This window comes from Neobacillus niacini, from assembly GCF_019749295.1.
GTDB classification, from domain to species: Bacteria; Bacillota; Bacilli; order Bacillales; family Cytobacillaceae; genus Neobacillus; species Neobacillus niacini_D.
This window is the reverse complement of the sequence record NZ_JACWFG010000003.1, coordinates 317,665-334,099: the sequence shown is the minus strand read 5'-3', so window position 1 is coordinate 334,099 and position 16,435 is coordinate 317,665. Positions and strand designations below refer to the sequence as shown.

Sequence of the window (16,435 nt, the reverse complement as noted above, 5' to 3'; positions counted from 1 at the left end):
TTCCAACTTTAATGTCTTTTATTCTGGAAGGAGGGGGACATATGGCTGAAAAATCAGCCCGTTCAAAAGAGGCCGAGAACGAATTGACCTTTGAACAAGTAAAAGACCAGTTAACGGTTCTGGGAAAGAAAACCGGCGTCCTTGCCTACGATGATATTGCTGAAAGAATGGCAAATTTTGAATTAGATTCTGATCAAATGGATGAATTTTATGAATTTCTTGGTGATCAAGGAATCGAATTAGTAGGAGAAAGTGACGAGGAAGATCCAAACCCTAAGCAATTAGCAAAAGGGGATGACGATGAGTTTGATTTAAATGATCTTAGCGTTCCTCCTGGTGTAAAGATAAACGATCCTGTTCGTATGTATCTAAAGGAAATTGGCCGAGTAGACTTACTTTCCGCTGAAGAAGAAATCAAGCTTGCTAACCGAATTGAGGAAGGTGACGAAGAGGCAAAACGACGCCTAGCCGAAGCAAACCTGCGTCTCGTGGTTAGTATCGCAAAACGATATGTTGGACGCGGAATGCTCTTCCTTGACCTTATTCAAGAAGGCAATATGGGTCTCATTAAAGCGGTTGAAAAATTCGATTATCGCAAAGGGTTCAAATTCAGTACGTATGCTACTTGGTGGATACGTCAAGCCATCACAAGAGCCATTGCTGACCAAGCTAGGACCATTCGTATTCCTGTTCATATGGTTGAAACCATCAATAAACTTATCCGTGTCCAGAGGCAGTTACTACAGGACCTAGGGCGCGAACCAACACCAGAAGAAATTGGTGAAGATATGGACTTAACGCCAGATAAGGTTAGAGAAATTTTAAAAATAGCTCAAGAGCCTGTTTCGTTAGAAACTCCTATCGGAGAAGAAGATGATTCGCACCTGGGTGATTTCATTGAAGATCAAGATGCTACTTCCCCTTCTGAGCATGCTGCTTATGAATTATTAAAGGAGCAGCTAGAAGATGTTCTTGATACTCTTACAGACCGTGAAGAAAACGTCCTGCGCTTACGCTTCGGGTTAGATGATGGACGCACTCGCACACTAGAAGAGGTAGGAAAAGTTTTCGGTGTTACTCGTGAACGTATCCGACAAATTGAAGCAAAGGCATTGCGTAAATTACGACATCCTAGTCGCAGCAAACGTCTAAAAGACTTCTTAGAATAAATAAAAGATAGTTTACTTCTACAAAGGGGTAAACTATTTTTTTTTGCGCTTTTAAGAATAATTGGAAATGAAAGCACTTACTGCATTTGTATTTATTTTACTGAATTGTTTTACACTTTGCAAATAGCTAAAAGTAATCTTTTTAATATTCATCACAAATCGTTTTTGTACGAAAGAATAATTCTTCATTCAAACCTTAATGCAATTGAAGTAAGTAGTTTGAATTTTTTATTTGAATATAGCTAAAAATATTTATAAGTTTTTAAATCTTGTGAATATTGATGAACTCCCCTTATAATATTGGTAGCGCATACATTGCTTTAACAAGGGGGATGAATATGAATTTTGATTTAACGGCAGAACAAGAAATGATTAAAAAGATGATTCGTGAGTTTTCAGATGAAGTAGTGGCACCTGGTTCAATCGATAGGGATCGAAATAAACAATTTCCTGTTGAGGTTTTTAAACAGTTATCCGAAATGGGAATTATGGGTCTCCCGTTTCCTGAGGAATATGGCGGCGGCGGTGCTGACACTGTTAGTTTCGCTATCGTTACTGAAGAATTGAGCAGGGCTTGTGCGTCGACTGGCATTACCTACTCAGCTCATATTTCATTGGGGGGAGCGCCATTAAATTTATTTGGTACAAAGGAACAAAAACATAAGTATCTCACTCCTATTTGCACTGGGGAATCATTTGGTGCCTTTGGATTAACTGAGCCAAATGCAGGATCCGATGCAGGCGGCACACAAACAACGGCAGCAAAGAGTAATGGTGAATATATTATAAATGGAAATAAGTGTTTTATTACAAATGCCAGCTACGCGAAGCACTTAGCTATAACTGCCATAACAGGCATGAACGATGGGAAAAAGGAAATTAGTGCGATTATTATTCCTACAGACGCAAAAGGGTTCTCTGTAATTGATAACTATGAAAAGATGGGTCTAAATGCTTCGAATACAACAGAGCTGGTGATGGAGAATGTACGGGTCCCAGAAGAGAATCTCTTGGGTAAAGAGGGTGAGGGCTTTAAACAATTCCTAATCACACTGGATGGGGGAAGGATTGGTATAGGTGCCATGGCTGTTGGAATAGCTCAGGGAGCCTTTGACAAGTCATTACAGTACACAAAGGAGCGGAAACAGTTCGGAAAGTCATTATCATCCTTTCAGGCTGTTCAATTTAAGTTGGCAGATATGGCAATGAAAATTGAATTAGCACGAAATATGGTTTATAAGGCTGCTTGGTTAAAGGATCAGGGCCGGCCGTTCAGCAAAGAAGCGTCAATGTGTAAGCTTTATGCTTCCGAAATATGCATGGAAGTAACCAATCAAGCTGTCCAATTGCATGGCGGATATGGCTATATGAAGGAGTATCATGTTGAGAGAATGATGCGCGATGCCAAGCTGCTGGAAATTGGCGAAGGTACTTCTGAAATTCAAAGAACCGTTATTGCTCGTTTGATTGGTTGTTAATGGTATATTTAGGGTAGATTAAAAGGGCTGACCTTTAAAATTCAGCCCTTTTTTACATATTTTCTAAATATTATCGTGACAAAATAAGTTTAGGGCTTTTCCTTCTGAAGTTTTTAAAGTAAAATAGTAGTTGTTTGTAGAAGACTATTTATTTACAGTTGTACGTACATAAGGGAGGTTATATGATGAATCGAAATCCGGTTATTCCTTACATCCTGATCTTTGTATTTGGAATCGGACTAATGTTCTTATTGTCTTTCAAAGGCCTCGGGGATATGGATGAGCTTGCCAAGGAAAAAGAAGGCGGAACCGAAACAGAACAGGTTGCAAAAAGTCCTGAAGAAATTTACACAGGGTCTTGTGTAGGCTGTCACGGTGATGCGTACCAAGGGGGAATGGGTCCTGCTCTAACTGGTGTTGGAGAAAGGTTATCCAAGGAAGAAATTATCGAAGTAGTTACCAAGGGTAGAGGAAATATGCCTGGCGGTATGGTTAAACCAGAAGAAGCCGATGCAATGGCTGATTGGTTAGCTGACATAAAATAATGTTACAATGGAAAGGTCCTTTGCTTATGTAAAGGACTTTTTTTATACTAGAATTAATACATAAAAAGTGGTGAATAAGTTGAATACAGATAAATTATCAGTCCGGTTAGAAACGGTAGCAAAATATGTTCCAAAAAACTCAAGAGTAGCGGATATAGGTTCCGATCATGCGTACCTGCCTAGCTATCTTGTAAAGAATGGGCAAATAACCTTTGGTATTGCAGGGGAAGTTGCTAAGGGTCCATTTCAGTCTGCTGAAAAGAATGTAATGGCAGAAGGGCTTTCTGAAATGATTTCAGTCAGGATGGGTGATGGTCTGGAAGTAATCCAGCCTGGTGATGCTGATTGTATAACCATTGCTGGTATGGGCGGAAGTCTTATCGCTAGTATTTTAGAAAGCGGCAAGGATAAGCTGGCTGAGGTGAATCGCCTTATATTACAGCCTAACATTAATGCATCCGCCATTAGAAACTGGCTGGTGGAAAATAATTGGGAATTGATTGCAGAGGAAATTATCGAAGAAGATAGCAAAATATATGAAATTTTAGTTGCTGAAAGAGGAGAACCATTAAAGCCTTATCGTGAAGTATCATTAGAGAACGGATTATTAGTTGGACCCTTCCTTCTTCAGAGAAAGGAAAAAGCATTCTTGAAAAAATGGTCTTTAGAAAAAAACAACTGGAAGCGGATTTATGAACAGCTTGAAGGAGCTGCGCCAACAGCTGAAACAGAAGAGAAAAAACAAGAGGTTCTTAAAAAAATAGCACTTGTCGAGGGGGTATTGGATCATGAAGAAAGCGAATGGTCATGAAATTATTCAACTTTTTGAGCAATTTTCACCTAAGGGTTTAGCGATGGAAGATGATAAGATTGGGTTGCAAATTGGACGCCTGAACAAAAAAATTGATAAGATTATGATTGCTCTTGATGTACTAGAAGAAGTAATAGATGAAGCCATTGAAAAGAATGTACAGCTTATCATCGCCCATCATCCGCCGATCTTTCGACCACTTAAGAATGTTATCACTGACACAGTACAGGGGAGAATGATTGAAAAGCTAATAAAGCACGATATAGCTGTGTATGCGGCTCACACCAACCTTGATGTAGCCAAAGGCGGTGTAAATGATCTCCTGGCAGAAGCCTTGGGACTGGAAAACCCTGAAGTGCTTGTTCCGACCTTTGAAGAGAAGCTAAAGAAAATCGTTGTCTTTACACCATTAAGTCACGCTGACGAGATTAGAAGGGTACTTGGAAATGCTGGTGCAGGCTTTATTGGAAATTATAGTCATTGTTCCTTTTCAGCAGATGGAACAGGAAGGTTTATGCCTGGGGAAAATACGAATCCCTATATTGGCTCACAAGGTCAATTAGAATCTGTAGAAGAAGTAAGAATTGAAACCATTGTACCGGTAAAACTATTAAAGCGGGTAGTAACGGCAATGCTAAAAGCCCATCCTTATGAAGAGGTTGCCTATGATGTGTATCCGGTTGAAAATAAAGGTGAAGTTCTTGGTCTAGGAAGAATTGGAACTGTTCAGGAAATGTCTCTAGGAGAATTTGCTGAAAGAGTTAAAGAAGCTTTACAGGTTGATAAGGTTAGGGTGGTTGGTGATTTATCATCACGTGTGAAAAAAGTTGCTGTATTAGGCGGAGATGGAAATAAGTATTTCAAACACGCCAAGTTTAAGGGAGCAGATGTCTATATTACTGGTGATATATATTATCATACAGCTCATGATGCCATGATGGAGGGATTAAATATGATTGATCCCGGACATAATGTCGAAAAAGTCATGAAAAAGGGACTCACAGCCACGCTTTCAAAAATGTGCGAGGAAACTGGTTATGAAGTTGAAATCTTCCCGTCAGAAGTCAATACAGATCCATTTACATTCATATAAAAAAATACCGGTCAGAATAATCTGACCGGTTATTTTTTTACCTTTGGCAAAATTTTATTTAAAGGAACACTTTTACGACGTTCCCAGGTTGCTTCGTTATTAGGATCAAATTGTTCTAAGAATTTAATTACTTCCTTTGTAATTGGTGTTGGAGTAGAAGCACCAGATGTTACGGCCACGTTCTTAGCGTCCTTAATCCAATCAATTTCTAACTCAGAGATATCTGCAATTCGATAAGCCTTTGTACCAGCGATTTCTTCTGAGACTTGTGCAAGTCGATTGGAGTTATTACTCATCGGATCTCCAACCACTATTGTCACATCTGCCTCAGTGGCTTGACCGGCAACTGCTTCTTGACGCACCTGTGTTGCATTGCATATTTCATTATGTGCCTCTGCATGTGGGTATTTTTCTAGAACCTTTTTCATTGTCTCAGTAACGTCCCATTGACTCATTGTCGTTTGGTTGGTAACAATTAACTTCTCACTATTAATCGTCAGCGCTTCAACATCACTCGGTGTTTCTACCAGATGAACAGCATCAGGAGCTACGCCGACCGCTCCTTCAGGCTCAGGATGACCTTTTTTGCCGATGTAAATAACCTGATACCCTTGCTTAGTTTTTTCTTCTATTAAATCATGTGTTCTCGTTACATCCGGACAGGTAGCGTCAATTGTAACAAGACCTTTCTTTTTAGCAAGCTCTCTAACTTCTGGTGAGATGCCATGTGCTGTAAAAATAACAGTACCAGTATCCACCTTGTCCAGGATGTCCTTACGATTTTTACCATCAAGGGTAATAATACCTTCTTCGGCAAAAGCATCAGTAACGTGTTTATTATGAACAATCATCCCCAAAATGTAGATAGGGCGAGGTAATGATTTATCTAAAGCTGCATTCCTTGCTATCACCATGGCATCAACAACACCATAACAATAACCGCGTGGTGAAATCTTAATGATTTGCATATAATAAAGTCCTCCTAAGGAACGTTTGACTTTGAATCTATGTAATTATTATATAAAACTAATAGAAATAATACAAAGATACTTTTTTCCTGTGGAATAAACAGAAAAATAAAAAAGATGCTGTACGTTCAGCATCCTTGTTTAAATATATAGTTTTGGAAGTGATGTTCCGTTTTGACGTTTATTATCTTCAATATCTTCAATTTGGGTATGCTGTTTCCTTTTTTGCTTAGGTTTTGGGCTGTTTTTGGGTGAAACAGTATCTTCCTCCATGATAGGAGCATCTGATTCATGTTCATCTGACTTATCCTCGGCAGGTAAATCTTTAAATCCTTTATATAATTTCCACATCATCGGAAGGTTCTTGACGATAGGTCCGTATTGCTGGATCATTGGAGCTATCGACTGTGCAGTCTTCAATACCTGTTGAGTATTGTTAAGGAACCCCGAAAGACTGTCAGGATTACTTAGGGTTTGAAGAATTGAGCCAATTCCCCCTGTACCGCCGGCGGCAGCCCTGCCAGCTTGACGCATCCCTCCAATTCCTGCAGGTTGGTTCTTCTGCTTATTTCCGCCAAGAATTTTTGAAAGTAATCCTCCGCCATTACGTCTTCCTTGTCCTCTTCCCATGTTTTGCCCCATCATGGGTCTGCCGCCGTTCATTGTCTGCTGTAGTCCCATCATTTGTCCATTACCGCCATAGGGATTTATCATATGTTGTTGACCACCAAATGGCCCAGGACCCATCATTTGTGGTCCCATACGCCCGTGCATGGGATATCTCGGTCTAGGCTGCTGCATACGTACGTCCTCCTCTTAAATAAAAGCCTTATAAACTATGGTATGCAGCTGCCTGAAATTGGTTTAGGAATAAACACAGTGATATTCTGTAAATTTCATGATTAAAAGTAGTTTAAAGGTAAAAGATGATAATAACTGGTTATTTAGATGAATCTTTACTATAATGATATGATGGAAATAAAAGTGGAAGCTCTTGCTAATGCAAGAAAACTACTCCATGAACGGTAGAAATTAATATATAAGGAGCAATAACATGAAGGAAAATCGTTTTGAACGTTTTAATTTTCAGCCTTTTATTATAGAAGCAGTTAAAGAACAGGGGTTTTTTGAACCAACTGAGATACAGGAACGGATGATTCCATTAGTTCTAAAAAATGAAAGTGCAATCGGTCAATCCCAAACTGGTACAGGGAAAACGCTTGCCTTTGTATTACCTATTCTGGAGAAGATAAATCCAGACCGTAAAGAAGTTCAGGCTGTTATCACTGCGCCAACAAGAGAGCTTGCTTCACAAATCTATCACCAAATTCTAAAGGTGACAGAGCATTGCAGTCCAGACAAGGCGATTATGACAAGATGTTATATTGGTGGAACAGACAAGCAAAGGACCATTGATAAATTAAAAATACAGCCACATATTGTAGTTGGAACTCCAGGCAGGATTAAAGACCTAATGGTGGAGCAGGCTCTCTTTGTCCATACTTCAGAAGTACTTGTAGTGGATGAAGCGGATATGATGCTTGATATGGGCTTTATCGAGGATTTGGACCAGGTAGCTGCAAAAATGCCTGAGAAGTTACAAATGCTTGTATTTTCTGCCACTATTCCAGAAAAACTTAAACCGTTTCTCAAAAAGTACATGGAAAATCCGAAAACGATTCAAATTGATGCCAAAAGAAAAACGGCTGAGAATTTAACACATTATCTTCTGCCTTCTAGGCACAGAAATAAAAAACAACTGGTTCACGATGCACTAGTTCAATACAACCCTTATTTGGCGATTGTTTTTACAAATACCAAAAAAATGGCTGAAGAAGTGGCCAACTTTTTGATTAATAAAGGACTAAAGGTTGCTCGTGTTCATGGAGATTTAAACCCGCGTGAACGGAAAAAAATGATGAAGCAAATCCAAGATTTAGAGTACCAATATATCGTTGCGACAGACCTGGCTTCAAGAGGAATAGATATTGAAGGGATAAGTCACGTTATTAACTATGAATTACCAACAGATTTAGATTTTTACATTCACAGAGTGGGGAGGACTGCAAGAGCAGGAAATTCGGGTGTTGCTCTTACTGTTTATGATGTCTCTGATGAGGACGCGTTAAATCGACTTGAAAAAATGGGTATACAATTTAAACACATCGATCTAAAAAAAGAGGAATTTGTTGAATTAGAGGACCGAAATAAAAGAAAAACCCGGGTAAGGAAAGAAGATGAAGCAGAAAAGACTGCTAAAACGATGGTTAAAAAACCTCAAAAGGTGAAACCGGGCTACAAAAAGAAAATGCAGTGGGAAATGGACAAAATTAAAAAGCGTCAAAGACGTTTAAACAAGAAGTAATGGTGAAGGGAGAGAGGAGTTTTGTTGAAAATAGGATCACATGTTTCAATGAGCGGTAAAAAAATGCTGCTGGCAGCAAGCGAAGAAGCAGTTTCTTATGGCGCTAATACGTTTATGATTTATACAGGCGCACCACAAAACACAAGAAGGAAAAAAATAGAAGATCTTAATATTGAAGCAGGGAGAAGGCATATGGAGGAAAATGGAATAGCAGAAATTGTTGTCCATGCTCCGTACATTATCAATATTGGGAATACGACAAATCCTGATACCTTTGATTTAGGTGTCCGATTCTTACGTACTGAAATTGAAAGAACAGAGGCACTTGGTGCAAAACAAATCGTCCTGCATCCTGGGGCTCACGTAGGCGCAGGTACCGAAGCGGGGATTAAGAAAATTATCGAAGGCCTGAATGAAGTATTAACAGGGAAAGAGCAATTACAAATTGCTTTAGAAACAATGGCAGGAAAAGGTTCTGAATGCGGAAAGTCGTTTGAGGAATTGGCTATGATTATTGATGGGGTAAATTATAGTGATAGACTCTCTGTTTGTTTTGATACTTGCCATACTCACGATGCTGGATATAACATTGTTGAGGATTTTGATGGAGTTTTAAATGAGTTTGATAAAATTGTGGGCTTGGATAAACTAAAGGTTCTTCACATTAATGATAGTAAAAATGCTGTAGGAATGAAAAAAGACCGACACGAAAACATCGGCTTTGGTCATATCGGTTTCAAAGCACTCAATTATATCGTACATCATCCCCAATTGGCGGATGTTCCAAAAATACTTGAAACACCATTCGTGGGTGAAGACAAAGATAATAAAAAGCCTCCATATGCATTCGAAATTGAAATGCTGAGAGAACAAAAGTTCAACGAAAATCTGCTCGATAAAATTGTACAAGGTTAACAAAAAGCTGTGCTCAAGGGCACAGCTTTTGTATTTGGGTTAGCTAATAATTTTTGATTTGGGCACCTGTTGATTGGAGCGGAAGGCACGAAGACTCCTCAAAAATGCTATCGCATTTTTTTCGTGCGTGGGCGAATTCTAGGATGAAAATCAATGTCCTGCGGGAGGACGGGGCAGGGGAGGACCCCGCAGGCGCTAAAGCACCGAGGAGGCTCCCCGAACCGCCCGCGGAAAGCGAAGTGCCTCGTGACAGGCAGAGATCGCCTGTCACTGCGGGGATTATTCGAAGAAGCTTTCCTTAGTGGAGCGCAAATCAACAGACAATTTACCCAAATCAAAGATTTATTTTGTAAATTGTACAAAAAGCTTATTTACTTCTCTTGCCGCCTCAGGGCCGGCAATTTTAGCGATTTCTTTAATCAATGCAGATCGTTCACGGTCATCAAAAATATTTACATTTTTACCTCTTAAGTATTGAGCAACCTTATGTGCTTGCTGCTTATTTACTCGTATATTAAATTGTTGTGCATACTTGAATAGTTCATCACCAGTAATGGTATTAATCTTATGATTTATGACGGTCTCAAAAATCTTCACACTCATCACTCCTTCATTTACTGTATGAAGGGGAGAAATAGAGTGTTACAAAATGAATACTAAGGTCTCTAATAATAAAACCGTGTAAAGGTAAAGACTTTACATTAAGAAGTTCCTATTGTATACTACTTTAAGTTAAATCGGAATGATTCTTAAAATTAAGGTGTGAAACCATGAAATCACAAGCTATTATTGAAATAAAACAACTTTCCTATCGATATGAAAAGGAAACAGTTCTTGAAAATATTAACTTAGCCGTACCAAATGGCTCCTTTCTTGCCATTGTCGGTCCTAATGGATCAGGAAAATCAACATTATTGAGGTTAATACTGGGATTATTAAAACCGCAAACAGGAGAAATTCGCTTATTTGGCCAGGAAATGAGTAAATTTAAAGAATGGCAGCAAATTGGTTATGTTTCTCAGAAAGCAAATTCATTTAATACAGGCTTTCCTGCCACTGTTTTTGAAGTCGTATCCAGTGGATTAACAAAGAAACTTGGATTATTTCGCTTCTTTAAAAAAGAAGACTCTCAAAAGGTATATGACGCGTTGGAAGCTGTGGGAATGAGAAAGTTTAGTAACAGAAATATCGGTGAGCTTTCAGGAGGGCAGCAGCAAAGAGTATTTATTGCCCGTGCACTCGTTAGTGAGCCTAAGCTATTGATTTTAGATGAACCAACAGTTGGTGTTGATGCTGAAAATGTAAGTGCATTTTATCAGATGCTGGCTGATCTAAACAAAAATCGAGGTATTACACTCCTATTAGTTACACATGATGTTGGAACCATTTCAGATAAAGTTACACACGTAGCCTGTCTTAATAAGCATCTGCACTTTCATGGAGATTCAGATGAATTTGAAAGACACCAGAGCGAAGGGATGTCTGAATTCTACGGAATGGACGTCCATCTTATTTCCCATCAACATGACCACGGAGGCGTTTTTAAATGATTCAAGGATTATTTCAATATGAATTTTTACAAAATGCCTTTCTAACAGGAATTTTAATAGGTTTTCTTGCACCATTATTGGGTGTTTTTATTGTTGTCAGAAGACTTTCATTAATTGCTGACGCTTTAAGTCACGTAACCTTAGCAGGAATTGCTGCCAGTCTTCTCCTTGAAAAGTATTTTCTTGTTCTAAGTGGATTAAATCCACTTTACTTAGGAATGGTCTTTTCTGTCGGAGGTTCGTTGTTTATAGAAAAACTACGTGGAGTTTATAAACATTACCAAGAGCTTGCAATCCCGATCATTTTATCAGGCGGTATCGGATTAGGGGTAATCTTTATTTCACTTGCTGATGGGTTTAATACGGACTTGTACAGCTATTTATTTGGAAGTGTTTCAGCTGTCAGCCGAACGGATTTATGGGTTATTTTTGTTATAAGTATCGCCGTTGTAATCACCATCATTTTATTATATAAAGAACTGTTTTTATTATCTTTTGATGAAGAACACGCCAAAGCCTCGGGAATCGCAGCAAAAAGTATTCATTTTATTTTTATTATTATGGTGGCACTAGTGATTGCTGCTTCAATGCGGATTGTAGGAATTATGCTTGTTTCTTCATTGATGACATTACCGGTTGCAGCTAGTATTCGTATTGCGAAAGGATTTAAACAAACAATCTTTTTGTCGATTATATTCGGAGAGATATCTGTACTTGGAGGCCTGTTTGCTTCTTATTACCTTGACCTTGCTCCAGGAGGAACAATTGTCATGATTGCAGTAGCTATTTTAGTTTTAACCATCGTATATAAAAAATTTACGCTTAAAAATCAGATCTCACAAGGGGGTGCAGCAGGATGAATGTGAATGAAGCTATTCAATTCTTAAAAGAAAATGGATTTAAACAAACAGGCAAAAGAGAAGATATGCTCCAATTGTTTGCTGACAGTGATAAATATTTAACAGCTAAGGATGTTTTAGATGAGTTAAAAGAAGATTATCCTGGATTAAGTTTTGATACGATTTATCGTAATCTTTCTCTCTTTGTAAAAATGGGAATTCTTGAAATGACTGAACTTTCTGGTGAGAAGCATTTTCGCTTTTCCTGTTCCCGGCACCAGCATCATCATCATTTTATCTGTATGGATTGCGGTAAGACAAAAGAGATTGAAACCTGTCCTATGAACAGCTTAAGTGAGGATTTAAAAGGGTATGATATCTCCGGACACAAATTTGAAATTTATGGACGCTGTCCTGAATGCAACTAAAAAGAAAAACAGCATGGCTAAGAGTGCCATGCTGTTTTTATATTTAACTTATCTAAGCCAATTTTCAACCCAATTATTAGCCTCATACCAATTATTAACGCGAACGACACCTTTAGGGATTGGGTCCTGATTATAGGGTGTATTAAATAAAAGGACTGGGATATCGCATTCTTCATGAATCATAACAGCATTATCGTGTTTATCCTCGAGGAATATATCCACTTCATGTCGTTTAGCAGTAGACACCTTGTCGTGAGATCCGATTAGCTCAATATGGTTGTAGGACAAACCTTTCCTGCTAAACCATTTCTTTGTATTTTCTAACAGGTGTGGTCCTCTGGCGCTTATGAAAAACAATTCATGTTCATTTTTCCACTTCGTAAGAATCTTTTCTGCTCCTTCAGCTAACGGAGATTTCTCATAAATGATGGGCTCGTTTTCAATAAACCACTTTGCAAATCTTTCCTCAGGAACTTTAACAACCTTATTTAAGTCATATTCTTTTACATCTGCTAAAGTGATGTTTAGTCCAAATCCCTCATTAATAAAGGGTAATAGTGCTGATGGACAGGTTACTGTACCATCAATATCAATTCCAAATCTTTTCCTCATATGTAGTCACCTTCAAATGATATGATTATTATCTTTATTTTACCATACTAAAAAGATGAAAGTTACAAACAATAATTAATGCTCCTATTACTGAAAGTGAGGGATTCGGATGGAAGATAAAAAAGACACGAAAATACGTGGGTATCTCCCAAGTCCAAACACTGATGTAGATAGCCCAGATTACCCTTCTGATTATCGAGAGGAAACAGCAGCTGAAATTGCGGCCCCTGTTCCCATTTCCCGACCTGCATTCCAGGAAAGATCAAAGTCTGATCAAGGAATGCAGACCGGTGCTGGAACAGGTATGGGCTGGGCTGCTTTAGTTCTATCAATACTATCATTGTTTGTAATGCCGATTCTTTTTGGTGCAGCAGGTATTGTGTTAGGGTTCATTGCTAGACGTCGAGGAGCCGAAGGGCTTGGAGCGTGGGCAATCGGGATAGGTGCAATTTCGATCATTGTCGGAATCTTTATCCTGCCGTTCTTTTAACAGTAACAGTAACTTGCAAATATAGGGGCATAAAAAGCGTAAGGACCTTATCTAAGGCTGCTTCGCAAAAAAAGAAACCCGGCAGGTTTGCCGGGTTTCTTCATTTCGCTTATTGGTTTGTTACTTCAGCTTCTTCTGCCGCTTTTTTCTGGAAATATTCTTCAGCAATTTGATCGATTTCCTTCTTCAATTCATCGACTAATTGATCCTCAGGGACTTTACGAACAATCTCGCCTTTACGGAATAGTAAGCCTTCACCACGAGCGCCGGCAATTCCAATATCAGCTTCTCTCGCTTCACCAGGACCGTTAACAGCACATCCCAAAACAGCTACTTTAATTGGCGCTTTTATAGTTGAGATATATTCTTCAACTTCATTTGCAATACTGATCAAATCAATTTCGATTCGACCGCAGGTTGGGCAGGAGATTAAGGTTGCTGCATTGGAAGAAAGACCAAATACCTTTAAAAGCTCTCTGGCTACTTTGACCTCTTCAACTGGGTCAGCACTTAAAGAAATACGAAGTGTATTACCAATTCCTTTGCTTATAATCGCACCAAGTCCTGCAGCGCTTTTAACAGTCCCTGCAAATAGTGTTCCTGATTCAGTAATACCTAAATGTAACGGATAATCAAATGCTTTAGAAGCTTTTTCATATGCTTCAATTGCAAGGTTTACATCAGATGCTTTCATGGAAACAATAATATCGTGGAAATCCAAGTCTTCAAGGATTTTGATATGATGGAGGGCACTTTCAACCATTCCATCGGCGGTTGGATAACCATATTTTTCAAGAATCCTTTTTTCAAGTGAACCTGCATTTACGCCAATCCGGATGGGAATTCCCCGTTCCTTTGCAGCCTTAACAACAGCTTCTACTTTTTCCCGCTTACCAATATTTCCTGGATTAATCCGGATCTTATCTGCGCCGCCCTCAATAGCTTTAAGCGCTAATTTATAATCAAAATGGATATCGACAACTAGAGGGATATTGATTCTTTTTTTGATTTCAGGTATGGCATTTGCCGCACGTTCGTCGGGACATGCAACACGTACAATCTGGCAGCCTGCTTCTTCAAGACGTTTAATTTCCGCAACAGTTGCTTCAACATCATGCGTTTTTGTAGTCGTCATGCTTTGTATAAATAATTCGTTACTCCCGCCAATGGTTAAATTACCAACCTTAATGGGACGGGTCTTTGTACGATGAATAATTTCACTCAAGGGAGATTCGCTCCTTCAATTTGGATTCGAATAATAGGTAGTTTAAACATGCACCTACTATTTTATCAGTCCTATGCTAATCTTGACAAGACTGACGCTTTTGTCCCCCTATTTTGAGTAATCAGGAAATTGGTAGGTTGACCCAATTTGAATTTTTTCTGGAGCTTGTCCGGGATTTAAGCTTCGAAAGTCTTCAACTAATTCTTCAATCGATACGGGTAATGGTTTTTTTATATGATTTTCCACAATCGATATCAGCGTTTCGCCAGGTTCAACCTCGGCTTCAAAGGCATCAATTGTATTTTCTGGAGCAGCCATGGTTGCCACTGTCTGTTCCTGCTTTTGAGTTTCATTTTTTGGCAGAGTACCGGCTGTTAGATCAATATAAATAACATAAATTGTTAGTAATCCGAAGAGAAAAAAGAATATTCTTTTCATGAGACATGCCTCCAAAATGGAATGTTTGTACATTCCTATGCTTGTCCCATTCGTAATAGAACGAAAAAACGCACCCTTTGGGTACGTTTAATTTTCGATATTTGTTTTTTCGCTTGGTATTTCTTTTAATGCTAAGTATAGGATGATGATTTCAACAAACCAATTAATGATAAAGCTATTTGGAACAGGTGTATTTAGAGCACTCATAATGGTAAAGAATAAAGTTGGCAATGTTACACTATAGGCCGCCATTCTCCATAAATGGCGATAACTTATATTTTTACCTGCAAGACCCTTTAATAATAATCCAAACCAAGCGAGAATAGATACTTCAATGAAGTTTACGGCACTCGAGAAAAGGAACATAATAAGAGACATGACTGGAATAATAATACCTTTCATTCCATCAATAGTATCAACTATATCGATAAAGTCTTCTTTTGATAACGTTAAGCCTTCAAGCATGGAGTAGGAATATGTATCAATCCTTCCTCCTGCTGCTACCGCAATTTCATTTTTGAGTAAAGCAATAGCATTATTTGCATCTTCCACATCTTCGGTTGTAGTAACTCCAGTTGGATCAATCATAATGGTGAAGTCTCCCTTATCAATTGTTAGGGGTACATCTGTCTCTGCAGATAAACTGCCATTATCGATTGTAAATGAGGGGAGTTCATTTTTCATAACGGATTTTGTATCTTCGATTCCTGCTGTGAGCATTGTACTTAAGTAGTAGATGGCCGGCAGGATAGATAATAAAGTGAGAAGAAATACATATAATATTGTTTTTCCAATTCCCTGAAATCGAAAAGAGGCAATGTCCTTTGGGGAATAAGTACTCTTATAAAATTGCTTAAAAATGTTCATGTTTAACCACCTTATTAAAGATTCATCATCTATTGTAGCTTTTGAGGCTGATATTAACAAGAATGATGAATTATGAAACTAATTACGAATGAGTACGTATATACCTTTAAATATATTTTCTAAAGGACTGAGATAAATGGAGATTGTTTATTGGTCAATCATTTCTATTTTATTTATCATAGGGTTTGTTGGACTTATTTATCCAATCATCCCTAGTGTTTTATTTCTATTAGCAGGCTATATATTATATGGGGTCTTTTTTTCCTTTGAGCCTTTTAGCTGGTTCTTTTGGCTGGTTCAGAGTTTATTGGTTATTCTTTTATTTGTAGCAGATTATATTGCAAATATGATAGGGATTCAAAAATACGGCGGTTCGAAAGCTGGAGTCTGGGGGAGTACAATCGGTCTTATCGTTGGTCCCTTTGTCATTCCGTTCCTGGGAATTCTACTAGGTCCATTAATTGGCGCGGTGGGAGCTGAACTGTTAGTAAATAAAAGAGACTTTAAAAACAGTTTAAAAATAGGATTCGGATCTGTTGTTGGATTTGTTAGCAGTGTAATCACAAAGACGATTATACAAGTATTAATGATTGCATACTTCCTTTTAGTAGTCCTATAATGGAAAAACTCCTGCTCTATAAT

Annotated in this window: 19 protein-coding genes; 12 read left to right on the top strand and 7 right to left on the bottom strand. The window is 38.4% G+C overall.

Features of this window, described 5'->3' with window-relative positions:
* Window positions 1–41 precede the first annotated feature (41 nt).
* The 5 genes from rpoD to H0184_RS07495 all read left to right on the top strand — a co-directional run bounded on the left by rpoD (window position 42) and on the right by H0184_RS07495 (window position 5,096).
* Window positions 42–1,169: an RNA polymerase sigma factor RpoD gene (gene rpoD / locus H0184_RS07515; RefSeq protein WP_221823063.1), complete on the top strand. Its 1,128-nt coding sequence runs from the start codon at window positions 42–44 to the stop codon at window positions 1,167–1,169.
* A gap of 338 nt (window positions 1,170–1,507) precedes the next feature.
* Window positions 1,508–2,647, top strand: coding sequence for an acyl-CoA dehydrogenase family protein (locus H0184_RS07510; RefSeq protein WP_221823062.1), 1,140 nt, complete (start codon window positions 1,508–1,510; stop codon window positions 2,645–2,647).
* Window positions 2,648–2,832: 185 nt separating this feature from the next.
* Entirely contained in the window at window positions 2,833–3,192 is a 360-nt protein-coding gene (gene cccA, locus H0184_RS07505; RefSeq protein WP_221823061.1) for a cytochrome c550, read from the top strand.
* Between the two features lie 79 nt (window positions 3,193–3,271).
* Window positions 3,272–4,003, top strand: a complete 732-nt coding sequence (locus H0184_RS07500) for a tRNA (adenine(22)-N(1))-methyltransferase (RefSeq protein WP_221823060.1) — start codon at window positions 3,272–3,274, stop codon at window positions 4,001–4,003.
* Window positions 3,981–5,096, top strand: a complete 1,116-nt coding sequence (locus H0184_RS07495; protein ID WP_221823059.1) for a Nif3-like dinuclear metal center hexameric protein — start codon at window positions 3,981–3,983, stop codon at window positions 5,094–5,096. Before H0184_RS07500 ends, H0184_RS07495 begins: the two co-directional genes overlap by 23 nt.
* Window positions 5,097–5,125: 29 nt before the next feature.
* On the opposite strand, the gene H0184_RS07490 is transcribed toward H0184_RS07495, so the two are convergent.
* Both H0184_RS07490 and H0184_RS07485 read right to left on the bottom strand, forming a co-directional pair.
* The gene (locus tag H0184_RS07490; RefSeq protein WP_221823058.1) at window positions 5,126–6,064 is read right to left on the bottom strand and encodes a 4-hydroxy-3-methylbut-2-enyl diphosphate reductase; all 939 of its coding nucleotides are present in this window, start codon (window positions 6,062–6,064) and stop codon (window positions 5,126–5,128) included.
* A gap of 141 nt (window positions 6,065–6,205) precedes the next feature.
* Window positions 6,206–6,865 (bottom strand): YqfQ family protein, encoded by a 660-nt coding sequence (locus tag H0184_RS07485; protein WP_260631478.1) that lies wholly within the window; start codon window positions 6,863–6,865, stop codon window positions 6,206–6,208.
* A gap of 253 nt (window positions 6,866–7,118) precedes the next feature.
* On the opposite strand from H0184_RS07485, the gene H0184_RS07480 reads away from it, so the two are divergent.
* Window positions 7,119–8,429, top strand: coding sequence for a DEAD/DEAH box helicase (locus tag H0184_RS07480; RefSeq protein WP_221823057.1), 1,311 nt, complete (start codon window positions 7,119–7,121; stop codon window positions 8,427–8,429).
* 21 nt (window positions 8,430–8,450) lie between these two features.
* Window positions 8,451–9,344: a deoxyribonuclease IV gene (locus tag H0184_RS07475; protein ID WP_221823055.1), complete on the top strand. Its 894-nt coding sequence runs from the start codon at window positions 8,451–8,453 to the stop codon at window positions 9,342–9,344.
* Between the two features lie 342 nt (window positions 9,345–9,686).
* Here the strand turns inward: H0184_RS07475 and H0184_RS07470 are convergent, their stop codons facing one another.
* Window positions 9,687–9,941, bottom strand: a complete 255-nt coding sequence (locus tag H0184_RS07470; RefSeq protein WP_221823053.1) for a DUF2624 domain-containing protein — start codon at window positions 9,939–9,941, stop codon at window positions 9,687–9,689.
* A 173-nt stretch (window positions 9,942–10,114) separates the two neighbouring features.
* Between H0184_RS07470 and H0184_RS07465 the strand changes: the two genes are divergently transcribed.
* The 3 genes from H0184_RS07465 to H0184_RS07455 are packed head-to-tail and all read left to right on the top strand — an operon-like array spanning window position 10,115 to window position 12,161.
* Entirely contained in the window at window positions 10,115–10,894 is a 780-nt protein-coding gene (locus H0184_RS07465) for a metal ABC transporter ATP-binding protein (RefSeq protein ID WP_221823051.1), read from the top strand.
* Window positions 10,891–11,754 (top strand): metal ABC transporter permease, encoded by an 864-nt coding sequence (locus H0184_RS07460; RefSeq protein WP_221823049.1) that lies wholly within the window; start codon window positions 10,891–10,893, stop codon window positions 11,752–11,754. The genes H0184_RS07465 and H0184_RS07460 overlap by 4 nt, the downstream gene beginning before the upstream one ends.
* Complete coding sequence (locus H0184_RS07455) at window positions 11,751–12,161, top strand: Fur family transcriptional regulator (RefSeq protein ID WP_045517657.1); 411 nt, start codon at window positions 11,751–11,753, stop codon at window positions 12,159–12,161. The genes H0184_RS07460 and H0184_RS07455 overlap by 4 nt, the downstream gene beginning before the upstream one ends.
* A 48-nt stretch (window positions 12,162–12,209) precedes the next feature.
* Here the strand turns inward: H0184_RS07455 and H0184_RS07450 are convergent, their stop codons facing one another.
* A complete protein-coding gene (locus tag H0184_RS07450) occupies window positions 12,210–12,773 on the bottom strand; it encodes a hypothetical protein (RefSeq protein WP_221823047.1) in 564 nt (187 codons plus the stop codon).
* Between the two features lie 109 nt (window positions 12,774–12,882).
* Between H0184_RS07450 and H0184_RS27605 the strand changes: the two genes are divergently transcribed.
* The gene (locus H0184_RS27605; RefSeq protein ID WP_260631476.1) at window positions 12,883–13,263 is read left to right on the top strand and encodes a DUF4190 domain-containing protein; all 381 of its coding nucleotides are present in this window, start codon (window positions 12,883–12,885) and stop codon (window positions 13,261–13,263) included.
* A gap of 109 nt (window positions 13,264–13,372) precedes the next feature.
* On the opposite strand, the gene ispG is transcribed toward H0184_RS27605, so the two are convergent.
* The 3 genes from ispG to H0184_RS07430 all read right to left on the bottom strand — a co-directional run bounded on the left by ispG (window position 13,373) and on the right by H0184_RS07430 (window position 15,793).
* Window positions 13,373–14,479 (bottom strand): flavodoxin-dependent (E)-4-hydroxy-3-methylbut-2-enyl-diphosphate synthase, encoded by a 1,107-nt coding sequence (gene ispG, locus H0184_RS07440; RefSeq protein ID WP_221823120.1) that lies wholly within the window; start codon window positions 14,477–14,479, stop codon window positions 13,373–13,375.
* A gap of 117 nt (window positions 14,480–14,596) precedes the next feature.
* Window positions 14,597–14,926 (bottom strand): LysM peptidoglycan-binding domain-containing protein, encoded by a 330-nt coding sequence (locus H0184_RS07435; protein ID WP_221823045.1) that lies wholly within the window; start codon window positions 14,924–14,926, stop codon window positions 14,597–14,599.
* Window positions 14,927–15,013: 87 nt separating this feature from the next.
* Entirely contained in the window at window positions 15,014–15,793 is a 780-nt protein-coding gene (locus tag H0184_RS07430; RefSeq protein ID WP_221823043.1) for a DUF1189 domain-containing protein, read from the bottom strand.
* Window positions 15,794–15,929: 136 nt separating this feature from the next.
* On the opposite strand from H0184_RS07430, the gene H0184_RS07425 reads away from it, so the two are divergent.
* The gene (locus H0184_RS07425; RefSeq protein WP_221823041.1) at window positions 15,930–16,412 is read left to right on the top strand and encodes a DUF456 domain-containing protein; all 483 of its coding nucleotides are present in this window, start codon (window positions 15,930–15,932) and stop codon (window positions 16,410–16,412) included.
* Window positions 16,413–16,435 lie beyond the last annotated feature (23 nt).

Bases quoted from the DNA above. Each gene is read 5' to 3' on its own strand.
- rpoD (WP_221823063.1), top strand. From the start codon at position 42: ATGGCTGAAAAATCAGCCCGTTCAAAAGAGGCCGAGAACGAATTGACC.
- H0184_RS07510 (WP_221823062.1), top strand. From the start codon at position 1,508: ATGAATTTTGATTTAACGGCAGAACAAGAAATGATTAAAAAGATGATT.
- cccA (WP_221823061.1), top strand. From the start codon at position 2,833: ATGAATCGAAATCCGGTTATTCCTTACATCCTGATCTTTGTATTTGGA.
- H0184_RS07495 (WP_221823059.1), top strand. From the start codon at position 3,981: ATGAAGAAAGCGAATGGTCATGAAATTATTCAACTTTTTGAGCAATTT.
- H0184_RS07490 (WP_221823058.1), bottom strand. From the start codon at position 6,064: ATGCAAATCATTAAGATTTCACCACGCGGTTATTGTTATGGTGTTGTT.
- H0184_RS07485 (WP_260631478.1), bottom strand. From the start codon at position 6,865: ATGCAGCAGCCTAGACCGAGATATCCCATGCACGGGCGTATGGGACCA.
- H0184_RS07480 (WP_221823057.1), top strand. From the start codon at position 7,119: ATGAAGGAAAATCGTTTTGAACGTTTTAATTTTCAGCCTTTTATTATA.
- H0184_RS07465 (WP_221823051.1), top strand. From the start codon at position 10,115: ATGAAATCACAAGCTATTATTGAAATAAAACAACTTTCCTATCGATAT.
- H0184_RS07460 (WP_221823049.1), top strand. From the start codon at position 10,891: ATGATTCAAGGATTATTTCAATATGAATTTTTACAAAATGCCTTTCTA.
- H0184_RS07455 (WP_045517657.1), top strand. From the start codon at position 11,751: ATGAATGTGAATGAAGCTATTCAATTCTTAAAAGAAAATGGATTTAAA.
- H0184_RS07450 (WP_221823047.1), bottom strand. From the start codon at position 12,773: ATGAGGAAAAGATTTGGAATTGATATTGATGGTACAGTAACCTGTCCA.
- H0184_RS27605 (WP_260631476.1), top strand. From the start codon at position 12,883: ATGGAAGATAAAAAAGACACGAAAATACGTGGGTATCTCCCAAGTCCA.
- H0184_RS07435 (WP_221823045.1), bottom strand. From the start codon at position 14,926: ATGAAAAGAATATTCTTTTTTCTCTTCGGATTACTAACAATTTATGTT.
- H0184_RS07430 (WP_221823043.1), bottom strand. From the start codon at position 15,793: ATGAACATTTTTAAGCAATTTTATAAGAGTACTTATTCCCCAAAGGAC.
- H0184_RS07425 (WP_221823041.1), top strand. From the start codon at position 15,930: ATGGAGATTGTTTATTGGTCAATCATTTCTATTTTATTTATCATAGGG.